Source organism: Pseudomonas tremae (assembly GCF_001401155.1).
Taxonomy (GTDB): Bacteria; Pseudomonadota; Gammaproteobacteria; order Pseudomonadales; family Pseudomonadaceae; genus Aquipseudomonas; species Aquipseudomonas tremae.
Genome location: NZ_LJRO01000467.1, coordinates 57,109 through 72,607, shown reverse-complemented (window position 1 = coordinate 72,607; position 15,499 = coordinate 57,109). Strand labels below are relative to the sequence as shown.

Sequence of the window (15,499 nt, the reverse complement as noted above, 5' to 3'; positions counted from 1 at the left end):
AGCGCGCGCAGTAGATGCGGTTAATGGGTGGAAGAACCACTCACGACTGATTTGCGCTCAGGAAAGAACAGCCGCTGCAGTTCATCGCCCGGATGGACGGCACGCATGAAGGCTTCGCCCACCAGGAATGAATAAATACTGTTGATTTCCATCAACTCGACATCCGCGCGGTTGAGAATGCCGCTTTCAGTGACAAGCAGACGATCCTGCGGGATACGGTGCAGCAGATCCAGCGTGGTTTCGAGGCTGACCTCGAAAGTGTGGAGGTTGCGATTGTTGACCCCCACCAGCGGCGTATCGAGCACCTTGAGCGCGCGATCCAGTTCGGCGCCGTCATGCACTTCAACCAGCACGTCCAGCCCGACACTCTTGGCGACGGCAGCCAGCTCAGCCATACGCCCGTCGTCCAGTGCCGATACGATCAGCAGAATACAGTCCGCACCAATGGCTCGCGCCTCGTACACCTGATACGGGTCAATCATGAAATCCTTGCGGATAACCGGCAAATTGCAGGCTGCGCGCGCCTGTTGCAGGTAGGCATCGGAGCCCTGAAAGAAATCAACATCGGTCAATACGGACAAACAGGTCGCGCCCCCCGCTTGATAGCTTCTGGCAATATCGGCGGGCAGAAAGTTTTCCCGGATAACGCCCTTGCTCGGCGACGCCTTCTTGATTTCCGCAATGACGGCGGGCTGCTTCAGCCTGGCCTGAGTGATCAGCGCATTGGCAAAACCACGGGGTGCATCAGCCTTCGCGATCTCTTGCTCGAGGTCAGCCAGGCTGACGACCGCGCGACGGGCAGAGATTTCATCAGCTTTTCGATCAAGAATTTTTTCCAGTACAGTGGGCAAACTCATCCTTCGTTCTCCTGTTTGAATACAGCCGTGAAAGCACCCAACTCTTCCAGTTTTTCCCGAGCCAGACCGGTGTGCAATGCGTCGTGCGCCAGTGCCACACCCTCTTTCAGACTTGTGGCGTGGTCAGCGGCATAAAGCGCGGCACCGGCATTGAGCACGATCATCTCCGCAGCTTTCTGCCCGTTATCGGTCTTGCGACGGCCCAGCGCATCACGAATCAGTTCCAGGGAAGCGGCGGGGCTTTCCACTGCAAGGCCATAAAGACTCTGACTCTTGATGCCCAGATCTTCAGGCTGAACCCAGTACTCTGTCACTTCGCCATTTTTCAATTCGGCTACGAAGGTGGGCGCGGCCAGACTGAACTCGTCCAGCCCATCCTGCGAGTGCACCACCAGTACGTGCTTGCTGCCCAGACGCAACAGCACCTCGGCCAGCGGGCGGCATAGCGCCTGATTGAACACGCCGACGATCTGATGACGCACGCCAGCCGGGTTCGTCAGCGGGCCAAGCATATTGAACAGTGTACGCAGCCCCAACTCCCGGCGAGGGCCGGCAGTGTGTTTCATGGCGCGGTGATGAGACTGCGCGAACATGAAGCCGATACCGACGCTGTCAATGCATCGAGCCGCCTGAACAGGCGTCAGATTGAGGTATACACCCGCCGCTTCCAGCAAATCGGCACTGCCACTTTTGCCGGAAACGGCACGGTTGCCGTGCTTGGCCACCGTGCAGCCAGCGGCGGCAATAACAAATGCCGACGCGGTGGACACGTTGAAAATATTCGCGCCGTCGCCACCAGTGCCGACGATGTCGACAACGCCATCAAGGGTTTTCAGTTCGACCTTGTCGGCCAGCTCGCGCATGACCGAAACCGCACCGACAATCTCGTCGATGGTTTCGCTCTTCATGCGCATGCCCATCAGAAAAGAGCCGATCTGCGCTTCGGTGCATTGCCCGGTCATGATTTCGCGCATGACGTCGCTCATCTCTTCAGTGGTCAGGTCCAGCTGATTGACCACGCGATTTAGCGCACCTTTGATATTCATGGGGGTACTCATAAGAAGTCCTTAGACCTGACGATGGCCGCCGCTCTGTTTGAGGAAATTGGCGAACAACTCGTGACCTTGCTCGGTCAGGATCGACTCGGGGTGAAACTGTACGCCCTCGATGTTCAATGTCTTGTGGCGCAGGCCCATGATCTCGTCAACAGAGCCATCTTCAAGCGACGTCCATGCCGTCACTTCCAGGCACTCGGGCAAGGTATCGCGCTTGACCACCAGCGAGTGGTAGCGGGTTACCACCAACGGATGATTAAGGCCTTCGAACACGCCACCGTCTTCGTGTACCACCGGGCTAGTCTTGCCATGCATTACCTGACGCGCACGCACCACCTCGCCCCCGAATGCCTGGCCAATGGACTGATGCCCAAGGCAGACACCCAGAATCGGCAATTTGCCAGCGAAGTGGTTGATCACCTCAAGCGATACGCCTGCTTCGTTGGGCGTACACGGGCCGGGCGATACCACGATGCGCTCGGGGTTCAGGGCTTCGATCTGGGCAATGGTCAGTTCGTCATTGCGAATGACTTTGACGTCTGCCCCCAGCTCACCGAGGTACTGCACAACGTTGTAGGTAAAGGAGTCGTAGTTATCGATCATCAGCAACATTTTGCTATCAACCTTTTGATTTACTGACTTGATTCGAGCCTTCCGGATTCTACTTCGCTCAAGCCTCCCCTCTCAGCCGCAAAGCGTGGGGGAACCGGGGCAGAAAGCATTACAAATCGAAGGCATGCAGGTACGGGTCCGGCAGGGCCGGCAAGGAAATAGTCAGGCGCGCCAACGCCAACGGGCGTGAGCCTTGATTACGCGCATCAAAAGCTTGCTGACTGTCGTCACGGAAGGGGTCTCATCGGTACGTTTCGGGACATTAGCGTACCGAATGGGCCGGTGCAATATGAATGTACTAGGCAAGGCAGACTGAACGGACTATTAAGGAGGGAAAAAAGGCCGCGCCTCCTGACGGAGGCGGGATTCAGGCAGGGGCACGATGGCCGAGGGTGGGGAGCCGAAAGGAACATCAGTGCGCAATCTCACGCACGTAGGCTTGGCAGGCCTTCAAGGCGATCAATCCCTGATCGCCGTCGTCGGTAATGGCGACAATTCGTCCAGCAGCCGCTGGGTCAAGTTCGCCTCGCGGGCCTCCATGAACCAGGCTGCCGGCATCGGTGGTGGCTGACATTCCGTCACCAGCGGCAGGGCTGGCGAGGAGGACTGACAGCCGCAGATCAGCAGTGGCCAGACGGTCGCGCAAACGAGCTTGAGAGGTCTGTGCATCGCTCAACTCCTTGTGAAGGTTTGTATCGTTGTTTTGCAGACGGACTTCCAATGCCCGCCGTCGTGACTGTTCGGCAGCCTGCCACTCGATGACAGCGGATGCCGCCTGCTCGCGTTCGTGCTGCCAGGCCAGTTGTTGCGCCGACAGTTGCAGACCATAGCGGGCCGCCTGCCACTTCCAGGCGACCCATGTACCCAGCCCCGACCCCAGCACGAATGCGAGGATCAGGAATCGCACATCCAGCATTTTCACGGCAGTACCTCCAAGGCCCGCTGGTAAAGCGCCTGTCGATCCGCCAGGCCATTGGTGCCGCCGTTGATGCGGCGGGTGATCATCAGAAAATCACCCTTGTCTGCCAGTGCGTTGAGGTTTGCCCGGTCCCAGAACCACGCCGCCGACATCGCGGCGTGCTCTGGTTGTTCGAGCAACTGCGGCTGACTCAACAGGTCCAGCCCCAGCGCTTCCCCGCACGCTTCGTAATTCGCCCGCCCTGTCACCTGAATCAGCCCCCGACCGCGATAAAGCTGGCCATCGCCGTCCGCCTCTGGCGTGTTGCCCAGACGCAGTGCCAACTGCCCGGTGTCGTACTTCGCCAGGTAGCTGTCGCTGCCCAGCTCCCGCACATAGCGAAACTGCCCGGATTCATGCCCGATCTGGGCAATGAATCCAGCAATGCGCAGCCGGGTATTGATGTTGTAACGAGTCATGGCGACGTTGAGAGCAGACACAAAAACGCCGGCTTTAGGGCCGGCGTCGGGGAGGATTTGCAGTAGTTGTTGCTGGTTGATAAGCATGGATTCCTCCTAAATAGCTTGCTGGCATCACGCGTCGATGAAGTACTACTTTTTCCAGAACGACGCGCACTGCGGATAAAACAACGCCCCGTCAGTGCGGGGCGTGATTACTTGGGTAGCTCGTCTGCACTTACGCCTATAAAAGGTGCTGGCTGTTCAACCGGCTTTACGTACACGAATGGCGATGCGGGCGCTACGGGCCATACAAACGACCCTGGAAAGCCCGGCTGCGCATCGAGTTGGGCGAGCTGCACCCTGTATAGCCAGTAAGCATTGAGCTCGGCTTGTAGTGCAGGCAGGGTTTTCAACTGGGCTTCAATGGCACTTTGCACGGTGCTCAACCTGCTGATCAACGAATCGACTTTCGCAGTGGCCAGGGCCGAGTATCCGTCGCGCTGAGTCATGACATCGCCCGTTCCCGCTTCCGTGATCGGCTCGAGAATCACGCCAAACTCGCCGTTAAAGGCACGATTGAAGAGTTCTCTGGCTTGCGGCTTGAGTGCGTTGGCAGAAACAGTGACGGCCTCCTCGCCTTTCGTATATTTGGTTTTCTCAAAAACGACCAGAAGCACGATAGCGGTATGAGCCTGATCGACCCAGCGAGGGTTACGAATGCTGCTCATGATCCAAGGCAGTTCATCTTCGCTCACGCCTGTAGAAGGCGTAGGCACATCCGACGGCTTTACGTAAACGAAGGGAGTTGCAGGTGGAACAGGCCAGACAAAAGACAGGGGGAACCCTGGCAGCGAACTCAGATTGGAGAGCTGTGCCCGGTAAAGCGAATACGCATCAAGCTCGGCTTGCAGCGCAGGCCGGGACTCGATTTGCGCGACAGTGGCCGAACCCGATGCAATGGCGTTTTGCACAATGGTCAGTTGAAAATCCAGCTCGTTGATTCGCTTGGTAGCGTTGTCCAGGTAGACGCCACGCTGCGCATTGATGTTCATAAGAATCGTCTGTTCGCTTGGCTCAAGAATCTCACCAAACTCTCCAGCGATTGCCCGGTTGTAAAACGCTACATATTGCGGATCCGGATGATTGGCAGAGACCGATATGGCGTCCTGCCGATCCATATAGCCGGGTTCACTGACGATCACCCAGAGCGTCATGGAGGTGTGAGCCTGATCGGCCCATTGAGGGTTACGAGTGATGGGGACGATGTTCATAGTTAATTCCTTTGTGTTGAGTATTGAGAGAGTGCTGTTATTACTGGATGGCCATTTAGGTGCGCCCCAGATTCCCTACAGAAAATCCTGAGCTATCCTTAATGCGACGGGTGCTGTGTAGCGTTATGAATCAAGCTTTCATAAGGTATCCCTCCTTTAGTGGGCAGGGTCTTTGAGGAATTCGCACATGCTCAACCCGCACGTGAAGACCTCGAAAGCTGGGCATAAAAAAACCGCTTTCGCGGTGGTGTTTAGAGGGGAGCTGCATCCGAAGGCGGTGAAGGCCACTTGATCTGGAAAGGGTAATCCGGGTGTTGCTCGATCCTGTTCAGTTCCACGCTATAGCGTTTCCACTCCAGCAAACTTGCATTCTCCGCCTCGGTGGCATCTCCCAGATCCTTGGCATACTGCAACGGAGCGATACGTGTGGCAGCTTCCCGTAAATGCTGGTCACGAAGGATCAAAGCAGCCGAAGCCAATGCGATCTTCTGCGCTTCTGTATCAAGAGACCAATCACCCTCTCGCCAAACGTAATATTTGCCAGGCCATTGTTTGGCGGTAAGCCGTTCAGGCGGCAAACCGAGGCCGTTCCACTCCTCTACCGAGCCATCGGTTATTCGATACATCGAGCCGCGCAGATCTATAACCTGCCGCAGCTCACCATCGACCAACGTCCAGGCAAACCCTGTATTTGGCTCGTTGAGTACTTCGTTGATGCTTACAGCGTTGCTGGGAGTTTGCTCGCCTAGCCCAGGAACCACCGGTAATTCAACGGGCCCCATCAGGGCCCCAGAGTCGTCTATCAAGTAAGTAGGCATAGTGTCCTCAGATCAGTTTGATACGGCCCGGATAGGCCATGTTGCGACTACGAAAACGAATCCAGTTATTCATCGGTTGCTGGTCTCTCATAACAGTTGCCATAACGCCATTGTCTGTCGTCTCTGGGAGGTATGCGGAACCGCCGGCAGGGACTAATGCGCCTGGCGGCAACAGCCCCCCGGGACCTGTGGAATTCAGACGCCCGTCTGCCTGCGCATGGCCGTTGCCCAGCAGATAGCTGCCAGTCTCTACGTCTGAGCCGCTCCACTCCTGAGCCACTGTCCTCAGCCAAGTACCGTCCTGCCAAGAGCCAGCGACACGCGATGTATCGACGCCACGGGACTCGTCCAGTACCCGCAAAAACTCGCCTCGTCCCTCAGGCCCACGAAAGGTCTGAGCACCGTCGCCACTGGTCCATCCACCTTCCTTGCCGGTACGAGCTGCTTCCGTGTAGACCATCCCGGATTTTTGCGCATGATCCCAAAGCCAAGGCCATTCGGCGCGGCTAAGCAGCGCGCCGTTGAGCGCGCCATATCCGCCGGGGCTGAACAGCGTCGTTGTTTCGAAAACCGGCCTCCCCAAAGGCGTGTTGTCATATCGCCCTATCGGCCACCAGCTTCCAGCACCATCGCTACGTAGTTGCCACCAGTCGCCGGCCCCCATCAAAACCAGAAAGGAATAACCAGCGGCGTTTAGATGAGTGTGAAACCTTATTTTCTCTCCTGCTGCGGCATTGATCACCAGTCGGTTTCCACTATTGTCGACTCGGCGAACGACGACATCCCTGACGCCAAGCGCAGCGTTTGAAGATGGCAAAGAGAACGACCGATTGGCCCCAGTGGCATCCAGTAGAAGAAACCCCATCTGGTCCTTCGTAAACGCCGTATCAGCGCTGAACGAGAATACCTTTTGCGAGTCGACCCCCACGACCTCGGTAATTTTTCCGCGCTTGGTGATGTAGATCGCATCAGTATTAAAAACCAGCTCTACCCACTCTTCAGCACTGAGCTTCAACGTATTACTGCCGGCACCGTATAGCGATATAACCTCAGCACCGTTGGCCTTGATAGTTGCCGCTCCTGGCGATGCGTTATGAAAGGTAATGGATTTACCCACACTTACACTCGCCTTGGGAGGTAATGTCAGCGTGATCCCCGCGACATTGACTCTGTGCCAATGCCCCGCTGCTCCAGATAAAAGAGTTTCAGAAGCTGTGTAACCAAACCCGGCACCTTTATAAGCCTGCCTGACCTGCGAGCCAATCTGGGTAATTGCCGTTGCCAGTTGATCTGTTTTGGTTTCGTCGGGCAGCTCGCCACCAGCAGCCATCGCATTCAAAATCTCCTGCGTCACCGAGTTCCCCCACGCCGCCGGGATCAGCGAGCCGGGTGTTCCGGTGGCCGGGTTTTCATCTACAAACTTGCCGCTGACCAAGCCTACGCTTGGCACACTCTTGGGATAATCCATGTTGTGTTCCTCAGTTGAAATTAACGAATTCGACGCTGTGCGCCGGTGCAGCTCGGCGGATCAGACACTCGATGGCGACGCCGGGGTTGACCCCGAACCGCTCGCCCCAATAGCTGGCCCCGAAGCGGCGCCCCAGACGCTGGCGCCCTCCGGTGTTCAGGGTCCACATGAATTGCGCGCTCCAGGTGCCGAAGTGCGCCTGACCAAAACGCGAACGCCCCATACGGGGCGTTCGGTGTTCGGTCACGGTGGCGTCGGGGTAGCCCTGGCTGATGGCAATGTCGATGTAGAACCCTGCGTTCTGCCCTCCTGTCGCAACAAGTCGCTGTCGCACTGACAGGCGCCGGTCTGCGAACAAGGGCTTGAGCCCGAGGCACGGGTCGGGCAGGTTCATGACCCGCTCCCAGTCCGGCACCAGCTCGCTGACGTTGGCCGGGTCCATCTCGTTGAGCAGGTCGAAAGCGCGGCCATCGATACGGGCGAATTCGCGGGACAGCCCGGCAATGACGTGCTGCACTTCCGGCACTCGCTCAGGGTCCCAGGCGGGGCCGGGCGGCAGCAGTGCCTGGAGTTGCTCGGCGTAGTGCTCGGCAGTTCTTATGACGACCATAATATTCCTCCGAAGGTCAGCAACTGATTGGCGGCTGCCGTGACGTTGGCGACCGGTGCAACCAGCACATGATCGGTTTCGCCGGTCGCGCGGCTGATCGCTTCGGCGATATGCGTCAGCAACAGGGTTTCACCCAGTCCGCCCTCGCGGTTGTGCAAGTCCAGCAGTTGCGTCTCCACTGCTGCGCGAACCGCAGAAGTGTCAGGCGTCAGTCTGATGGTGTAGACCACCGGCTTCTGCACCGGCGCCAGCACATAGACGTCGGCAGTGACCGGGCGCAACGGCTCAATGTACGCCGCCATTTCAGCCAGTTGCTCGGCATCGGGAATCGGGTCAAGCTCATCGTCACGCATGAAGAAAACCGCGACAGTGCCCGGCCCCAAATAGCGACGCACGCACCAGGCCCGTGTCACGCCCGGCACTTCAAGCGCCCAGGTCACGTAATCATCCTGATTGCCGCCATGCGGAATGATCCGGTAAGAGCGCACGACCCTGGCCCGCAGCGACTCGATGCTTTCCTGAGCAATACCGCCAGACAGACCGTCCTCGATCACGGTAAACGTACTGTCGATCCCTTCGACAGGTTGCACGACGGTCATCACCATCCCGGCATCGGCGTTGCCGAGACTGCCTGCATCCACGGCCTCGACTGTCGTGGTGTTGTTGCCCGCGACCGTGGTGACACCTTTGGTCACCCGGTAAAAGCGTCCATCGCTGAATTGCAGCACGGTGTCGGCATCCAGCACCGCACCGGCCGCCGCGGTGAAGCGCACCGAACCGCGTGCGGACTGCGCGACCTTGCGCGGCTGGCGCAAGCGCAGGATGGCTTGCCGTTCGAGTGTTTCCTCATCGGCGGTGTCCGGCAGAATCTGGTCGGCGATCCAGTCCTGATAGCCATACAGCCCATAGGCCGCACCGCTGTGTGCGCGCGACAGCACCCGAGCATCGGACTGACGCAGCGCGTCGTCGGCGAGGTCGACCTGGGTTCGGTTGATCAGCGCCGGTAACGTAGGCGTTTCAAACGGCATAAATCACCTGCCACTGTTCAGAAGGGTTGAAGCGCACGACCTGACCGTCCGAAACGACCAGCTCGACGCCCAGGTTCAAGCGATTGCTCTGAACCTGTTCGGTAATGATGTTGATGTTGCTGACCTGGCCATCGTCGATCAGCCAGGTAAGCGCTTCGCGCGCATAGAACTCGGCATCACGCCGGGTCTGCGCGGTAAGTCGAACCCGGCGTAGCAACCACAGCCTGGAGCCGATACGGTCATTGGCCTGCGCCGGGTAGGTATCGCCCCACCAACCGAAGCGTTCGGCATCGTCATACGGGTCGTCCGCTTCAGCGCGCCGCCAGGTGAACAGGCTGATCACCACTGAACGCAGCAAGGAAGCCTGCAGGGAGCCTTCAATGATCATCCGGCACCTCCAACAGGCGGCCCGCTCTGACCGTTACCGGCCTGCACGTTGCCATGCAGATGGCTGATCTGGCTGATGCCGCCGGCAATCTGGTCGCCCTGGGACACGATCTTTCCGGTCTGGTTGATCTGCGGTGTGTCGACGTTTACTGCCTTTGACGCCTTGATGTTCAGGGTGCCGGTTTCGATGTCGATGACCTTGCCGCGCTTGAGGTGGATCTTGTCGCCCTCGTCGGTATAGATCGCCACTTCGCCGGACTCCAGGCCCTTGAGGCGATAGCGCCGGTCGGCCACCACCAGCAGCAGACCGTGAGAACGATCGCCGCCAATAAACGCGGCGATACCTTCAGCGCCGGCCAGCGGGTGGCTGGTGAAGCCGTAGGGTTCGAAATGTTCCATGTCGTCCTTGACCTCTCCGGCGGTAAGGCGCATTTGCAGCGCCTGCATCTTGCTGCTGGCCCTGGCGAGCACGACCGTGCCGCGCACCAGCATGCGATTGAGTAAGCTCATGCAGTTGTTTCCTCGTCGATGGGCAGCAGCCAGGAGTACGCGTCCTGATTGACTTGTACCTTGCTGCGCTTGTTGGGGTCGCCGGGCTCGCTCTGGAAACCTTCAGGCGGACCGACCACTAGCGTGGTGATCGTGCCTTGATCAGTCAGCGAGTAGGTCACGGCTGAAATCAGCATGTTTCTGCCCGCAAAGCCGATAACCGGATCCACCACGCGCACCATGGTGTTGTGTCGCCACAGTGCGCCGTTTGACTGTCGCCAGCCCTGGACCTTATAGGTGGTGAGCAGCGCTTTGCCTGCCCGTTGACCCCGCTCCCAATTGGCGCGGCTCAGGGCGAGCGTGGGGGTGATCGGCGCGTCCTCATGAACGATCAACACGCGAAGACGCTTTTTGCGGCCGGGATCGTCATGCCGCGTATCGGTGACTTCGGCCGAAACCTCTGAAGCCTCTTTGCCGAACGTCTTGTCGTTACCCGTTTGTTGGCCAATAACCCGGTACTCGGAAAAAATCCCGGAAAAATCCCGCGCGATCTTCGCGCTCAGCACATTCTTGCCTAGCTCAAGCGCGTCTGCGCTCTGCCCCCGACTCCCCGGCCTGGCCAATACCACATTGCCGTATTCGTCATCGGTGGAGAAAATCCGGAACAGGGTCAACAGCCGGTCGATGGACTTGAACACGCTTTCACCCGGCTCGATGTTGTGTTTGGCCAGCTTCGAGGTTTCCGGTATTTCGCTGATCACCTTCAATTCGTAAGGCGCAGCCAGCGCCTGAACAATGGTCAGCACACCCACGCCCGTCCACTGGCCGGGCTTGTTGATGGCAGAGCAGTCAATCAGGTCAGCCGTTTTCGAGCGTCCGGAAATCGTTAGCGTGACTTGCTTGCCGTCATAGGTAATCGGCGCGGCAAACACCCAGCCGGTCAGAATCAGCTCGCCGCCGATACGCACTTCGCAGGCTGCGCCGGGCGTGATCGGATGCGATATTTCAGTGCCCGGCCACTGCCAGGTAATGCTCACGTCAAAGCTGCGTGCCTGACGCTCGATCCCGGCAGAGATTTCCACCGATTTCCAACCGGCGTAGTCGTGCTGGTCAACCGTCAGGGTGACAACGTTAGGGTCGATCATGGGTTACTCCTGAGCGATCTTCAGCGTGCCGGGAGGCACGAAACCCGGGTGGGCCAGCCGGTTGCGCTGCACTAACTCCAGCGCCCGGCTGGCATCACCGAATCGCCGATAGGCCAGCACCAGCGCAGGCAGCGGTTCGGACACCTTCATGTCCACCAGACGCACGCCAGACGCCGCCACCGCATTGAGGTGCCTGACCAGTGCCTGACGTAATGTGTTCAGTGCCAGGTAATGTTCGGGGTCGGCCTTCAGCGACGCGTCCCAGATCGCCGAACTGAGCGTGTCGCGCAGCTCGATCACATCATCGGCAACCGGCACATCCACGCGTTGCAGCGGTTGCGTGACCTGCTGATCCAGCGAAGGCACCACCGTAAGTGGCGCAACCGCTGTCGCAACCGGCATGCTGGCGACGATTCTGGCGACCTTGACCAACAGCGCATCCTGAACCAGGTTGGCGGTAGCTTGAGCAGTCGCCCCAGTGTCGAGACCGCTGCCCTGGTTGACCAGATTGATAGCGGACACCGCCTCCGCCTGTTGTGTGGCCTCGGAAATCACCGACCGGTACTGCACCGTTTCAACCGAGGATGCCCCGCCATTCATGGCGGACCTGGCGGTCTGACCGATAGCCGTGCCGCTGCTGCCGTTCATGGAGCCGCCGCCGGAGCTGCTTCCCGCCGAACCGCCAGAGGCACCTCCGGCTGAACTGCCAACGGAGCTGCCAATTGAACTACCAGAACCTGTGCCGGTGCTGGCGCCACCGATACTGCTGGTGCCGTTCGCCCTTCGGGAACGACGACTGTCGCCGTCGAAACTGGCGAAGAACGTGGAGAACAGCGTGCTGATGGTCAGCGGCGCATTGACCAGTGAATGCACCAGCGCGGTAACATCCGAATAGATCGTCATGAACGGCGCAAACTGCCGCTGAATGGTTGCGAATACCCCAGACAGCGCACTGCGCAGCGCCTGAACATTGATGCGCACGGCATCCACGGTGGCCATCACCATGCGGTAGCGCCTGAGTGCCGAGTCCAGCAGGCTCTCGGACGCGCCCAGCAACTGGCGCCGAGTGTTGAGCGTCGACACAGGAAACTTGAGCGGGTTGGCGGGATAGAACTTCAGATCCAGGCGGACAAGCCCGCCTTCGTTCAGATTGTGCGTGACGCTGCACTCCCCGACCTGCACCTGTAGGCGCCCCAGCCACGGATGCACCAGCTCGCCAGCCTCCTCCTGCTCCAGCGCCTGAAGCAATCTGTCGCGTTGTTCGAAACAGTCGCGACCGACAATGAAAGCCGTCAGCGTGTGAATCTGCGACTGCTTGCCCAACGACTCGAAGTACGGTTCGTCGCGCTGTGGAAATTCATGCAACTGCCCCTTGCGACCCACCGGGACGACGGCTTTTTCAATGAAAAAACCGACGCCACGGAAAGACGCTGGCAGCAGGCTGTCACGCCATGTACTCATGATCCGGCTCCTGCGCCGAGGGTTCGATAACCGACGTTTGGCGAAATCGTCAAACCCGGCTGATTGGTCTGTACAAGCCCAGGACGCATGCCCGGCGGCGCGTTTTCAAAACGAATGTTGAGCTCGCCTTCAAGTCGCGAACCGCTCCCCGCAGCGCCCTGTTGCAGCAACAGGCTGCCGGGGGCTGGAACGTTCGGCACACTGAGCAATTGACTGGTCGGCGGCACGCCAGTGGCCTGATTGAGCTGCTGCTGATTCAGGCGACTGGTCTCGACCGCATTCGCCGCTAGAAACGCTCCGGTTCCGCCGCCCGGTCCAGCGTTGCTCAGCCGTTGCTCTTCAGCGAACTGATTGACCTTTTCCGTCGCCCTTTGCAGTAAGGATTTATTACCGTCGCCGCCAAACCAGCTCGTGATCGGTTCGATGAAGGGCTTGATGTCCGCCCATAAACCCGCAAACCAGGTTTTGATCGGCTGCCACTTCTCGATGACCATGCCCAGCGGCGAGAAACTGAACAGCGTCGCCAACACCTCGGTAAAGGGCTGCGCCACGGACTTGATGGTTTCCCACAACCCGGCAAAGTACTCCGAGAGTGGCTGCCAGTTGGTCACGACCATGCCCAGCGGCGACAAGGCGAACAGCGTCTGCAGGAAGTCGAAAAACGGCGTGGCCAAGGCCGTGATCACGCCCCACAGCGCGGCAAAGAATTCGGATAACGGCTGCCAGTTGTCAGCGATCATGCCGAGCGGCGTCCAGGCAAATACCGCCTTCAGTACGTCCCACAGCGCCATGGCCGGCCCGCGAATCGCTTCCCAGACCGCTTCAAAATAAGGGGCAACGGTCGACCAGTTAGCGATCAGCAGACCTGCCGCCAGTGCAAGGCCGAGTACGATCAGGCCCAACGGTGACATGCCCATTACCGCGTTCAGCAACCGGGCAGCCGTCGTTGCAGCAAGAACCGCGACTTGCAGAATGCCGAACGCAACTGCGGCGCCCACCACACCCTTGATCACGCCAGGGTGCTCGGCCGCCAGTGCAGCGACCTGAGAAATCATCGGCCCGATCACGGCCATTGCTTCGTTCATCGCAGGCAGGAACATGCTGCCAATGTTGATGCCCAGATGATCGACACGGTTGGTCATCTCTTTGATGGCCGAGGCCGTGGTTTGGGAGTTGTCGGCGAATTCCTTCTCGATGGTCCCACTGCTCTGCACGCCCTCGCCGACCTCGGCCAGGTTGGACCTGAGCACGTCGAGGTTGGCCAGCAGCGGCGTGATCGCGCCCAGTGATTGCGCACCGAACAGCTGCGTGATGACATCCGACTGTTTGCCGGGATCAACACTGGAAACCGCCGTCAGGACCTTTTCAATAGTCCCGGACGGGTCACTCTGCATGCCTTTGGTCAGTTGATTGACGTCGAGTTGCAGCGCTTCGAACGCGCCGGCCTTAGCCGCGCCGCCTTCGGTCAACGACTGCATGAATCGCGTCATGCCGCTGGCCGCAACATCGGCCGGCACATCGACACTGGCCAGGGTGGCGCCCATCGCCGCCAGTTGCCCGGAGGCAAGCCCCGCAACGGGCCCGAGCGGGCCCATTGCGGTGACCATGGTGGCGATTTTCTTTTCCAGGTTGTTGCCGCCGAGCACGTTGATCTTCTCGGACAGCGCCGCGACTTGCGGTTGAGTCATCTGGAACGAAGATCGCCATGAGGCCATCATGTCGCCAGATTCAGCGGCCGTCTGATCGAATGCGATACCCATTTTCACAGCATCGCTGGCAAACCCGGTCAGTTCTTGACGCGGTACATTGGCCTTGGCACCGGCGGCAACAATCGCCGCGATACCGTTGGCACTTTCGGGCAGCCGTTCACTGAGGTCCAGAATGTCGGACCCCATCTGCTGAAACTGTTGCGGTGTATCAAAGCTGACTGACCGTTTCACGCCTGCCATGCTGGTCTCGAAACCGATCGCTGCCTTTACCCCGGCAATCAAGGGCTCGGTAAAAGCATTGCCCTTGATCATCTCGCCAACGTTTATTTTCCCAAGACCCGAGTTGCCGAGCCTTTCCTGGAAGCCTTTGACGTTGGTGCGGATAGTTGCCAGCGTTGGAGACAGCTGGTCGACGCCGGTAATCAGCGTTCTGATAGTGTCTGCCATCACTCCCCCTGCAGGATCTGGTTGATGCGCTGTGCCTGCAAGATCGATTCAGTGATGACGTCCAGCTCCCTGGACATCATCAGCTCCGGATCGGTCTTCCAGAAATACGCGAGGTCGTAAACGACGGCGATCAGTCTTTCGAGGTCGCTGATGCCGCTGCCATGAAAAAACTCGCGACTTTCCAGCTCAACGTGTTGATGTCGCACAGGTCCATCTGATTGACCGACGAGGGCGGAATACCGGCGCAGACGGCGATGTACTTCGCCGCCACGTCCAGGTCCAGCGACACGTCTTCGTTCTTGTCGATCTTGTACGGCAGGGCCTTGATGGCTCGCGCTTCCTGCGCGGTAGGACGCCGGAACATCACCTGCGAAAGGGTTTCCCCGTGTGCTTCGATCGGGCTGACCAGGTCGATGACTTCACTCATTGCCAGCTCCCCTGACTGCCTTCGAATTTAAGATCGATGGCACCGTCATCCGCCTTGCTGGACGGTTCTTCAACCAGGTAGGCGCCGGACAGAACGTAGGTCTTGCCGTTGCTGAATTCACAGGTGATGGTCATGTCCACACCGGTAGTAAGCAGCTTGAGCGGCAGATCTGCGGTGTGCAGCGCCTGAAATTTCAACCAGGCAGTCTTGTCGACTTCCTTGTAGTAACCCGGCAATACGGTTTCGCGCTTGATGTTCATCAGAGGGGCTTCGCCGCCGCCAATGATGGTCAATTGGGTGCCATCCACTTTGATGTAGCAGGTACCCGCAACTTTCTGACCCATGTTGTTTATCTC

Annotated in this window: 17 protein-coding genes; all 17 read right to left on the bottom strand. The window is 58.9% G+C overall.

The genetic code is table 11. The features are described from left to right. Positions 1-20: 20 nt before the first annotated feature. The 17 genes from trpC to ALO43_RS26085 all read right to left on the bottom strand — a co-directional run bounded on the left by trpC (position 21) and on the right by ALO43_RS26085 (position 15,487). On the bottom strand, positions 21-857 hold the full coding sequence (gene trpC, locus ALO43_RS26165; protein WP_053931857.1) for an indole-3-glycerol phosphate synthase TrpC: 837 nt from the start codon (positions 855-857) through the stop codon (positions 21-23). Beyond that, positions 854-1,903, bottom strand: a complete 1,050-nt coding sequence (trpD, locus tag ALO43_RS26160) for an anthranilate phosphoribosyltransferase (RefSeq protein ID WP_054998385.1) — start codon at positions 1,901-1,903, stop codon at positions 854-856. Before trpD ends, trpC begins: the two co-directional genes overlap by 4 nt. Positions 1,904-1,924: 21 nt before the next feature. After that, positions 1,925-2,524, bottom strand: coding sequence for an aminodeoxychorismate/anthranilate synthase component II (locus ALO43_RS26155; RefSeq protein WP_005896841.1), 600 nt, complete (start codon positions 2,522-2,524; stop codon positions 1,925-1,927). A 412-nt stretch (positions 2,525-2,936) separates the two neighbouring features. Continuing rightward, a complete protein-coding gene (locus ALO43_RS26150) occupies positions 2,937-3,446 on the bottom strand; it encodes a lysis system i-spanin subunit Rz (protein WP_005896718.1) in 510 nt (169 codons plus the stop codon). After that, positions 3,443-3,988: a glycoside hydrolase family 19 protein gene (locus tag ALO43_RS26145; protein ID WP_005896716.1), complete on the bottom strand. Its 546-nt coding sequence runs from the start codon at positions 3,986-3,988 to the stop codon at positions 3,443-3,445. Before ALO43_RS26145 ends, ALO43_RS26150 begins: the two co-directional genes overlap by 4 nt. Positions 3,989-4,095: 107 nt before the next feature. Beyond that, positions 4,096-5,154: a tail fiber assembly protein gene (locus ALO43_RS26140; RefSeq protein WP_024670553.1), complete on the bottom strand. Its 1,059-nt coding sequence runs from the start codon at positions 5,152-5,154 to the stop codon at positions 4,096-4,098. Positions 5,155-5,405: 251 nt separating this feature from the next. Continuing rightward, entirely contained in the window at positions 5,406-5,972 is a 567-nt protein-coding gene (locus tag ALO43_RS26135; protein WP_024670554.1) for a tail fiber assembly protein, read from the bottom strand. Positions 5,973-5,979: 7 nt separating this feature from the next. After that, on the bottom strand, positions 5,980-7,440 hold the full coding sequence (locus tag ALO43_RS26130; protein ID WP_024670555.1) for a phage tail protein: 1,461 nt from the start codon (positions 7,438-7,440) through the stop codon (positions 5,980-5,982). Positions 7,441-7,450: 10 nt separating this feature from the next. Continuing rightward, positions 7,451-8,050: a YmfQ family protein gene (locus tag ALO43_RS26125; RefSeq protein WP_053480328.1), complete on the bottom strand. Its 600-nt coding sequence runs from the start codon at positions 8,048-8,050 to the stop codon at positions 7,451-7,453. Then, positions 8,038-9,078, bottom strand: coding sequence for a baseplate J/gp47 family protein (locus tag ALO43_RS26120; RefSeq protein WP_005896699.1), 1,041 nt, complete (start codon positions 9,076-9,078; stop codon positions 8,038-8,040). Before ALO43_RS26120 ends, ALO43_RS26125 begins: the two co-directional genes overlap by 13 nt. Then, positions 9,068-9,466: a phage GP46 family protein gene (locus ALO43_RS26115; protein WP_005896695.1), complete on the bottom strand. Its 399-nt coding sequence runs from the start codon at positions 9,464-9,466 to the stop codon at positions 9,068-9,070. The genes ALO43_RS26120 and ALO43_RS26115 overlap by 11 nt, the downstream gene beginning before the upstream one ends. Beyond that, positions 9,463-9,975, bottom strand: a complete 513-nt coding sequence (locus tag ALO43_RS26110) for a phage baseplate assembly protein V (protein ID WP_005896692.1) — start codon at positions 9,973-9,975, stop codon at positions 9,463-9,465. Before ALO43_RS26110 ends, ALO43_RS26115 begins: the two co-directional genes overlap by 4 nt. Beyond that, on the bottom strand, positions 9,972-11,099 hold the full coding sequence (locus ALO43_RS26105; RefSeq protein WP_054998384.1) for a phage baseplate assembly protein: 1,128 nt from the start codon (positions 11,097-11,099) through the stop codon (positions 9,972-9,974). Before ALO43_RS26105 ends, ALO43_RS26110 begins: the two co-directional genes overlap by 4 nt. A 3-nt stretch (positions 11,100-11,102) precedes the next feature. Beyond that, a complete protein-coding gene (locus ALO43_RS26100) occupies positions 11,103-12,560 on the bottom strand; it encodes a DNA circularization protein (RefSeq protein WP_005896685.1) in 1,458 nt (485 codons plus the stop codon). Further along, positions 12,557-14,716, bottom strand: coding sequence for a phage tail tape measure protein (locus tag ALO43_RS26095; RefSeq protein WP_005896682.1), 2,160 nt, complete (start codon positions 14,714-14,716; stop codon positions 12,557-12,559). The genes ALO43_RS26100 and ALO43_RS26095 overlap by 4 nt, the downstream gene beginning before the upstream one ends. A 130-nt stretch (positions 14,717-14,846) precedes the next feature. Further along, entirely contained in the window at positions 14,847-15,143 is a 297-nt protein-coding gene (locus ALO43_RS26090) for a phage tail assembly protein (RefSeq protein ID WP_054998383.1), read from the bottom strand. Beyond that, positions 15,140-15,487 (bottom strand): phage tail tube protein, encoded by a 348-nt coding sequence (locus tag ALO43_RS26085; RefSeq protein WP_005896677.1) that lies wholly within the window; start codon positions 15,485-15,487, stop codon positions 15,140-15,142. Before ALO43_RS26085 ends, ALO43_RS26090 begins: the two co-directional genes overlap by 4 nt. Positions 15,488-15,499: the final 12 nt, after the last annotated feature.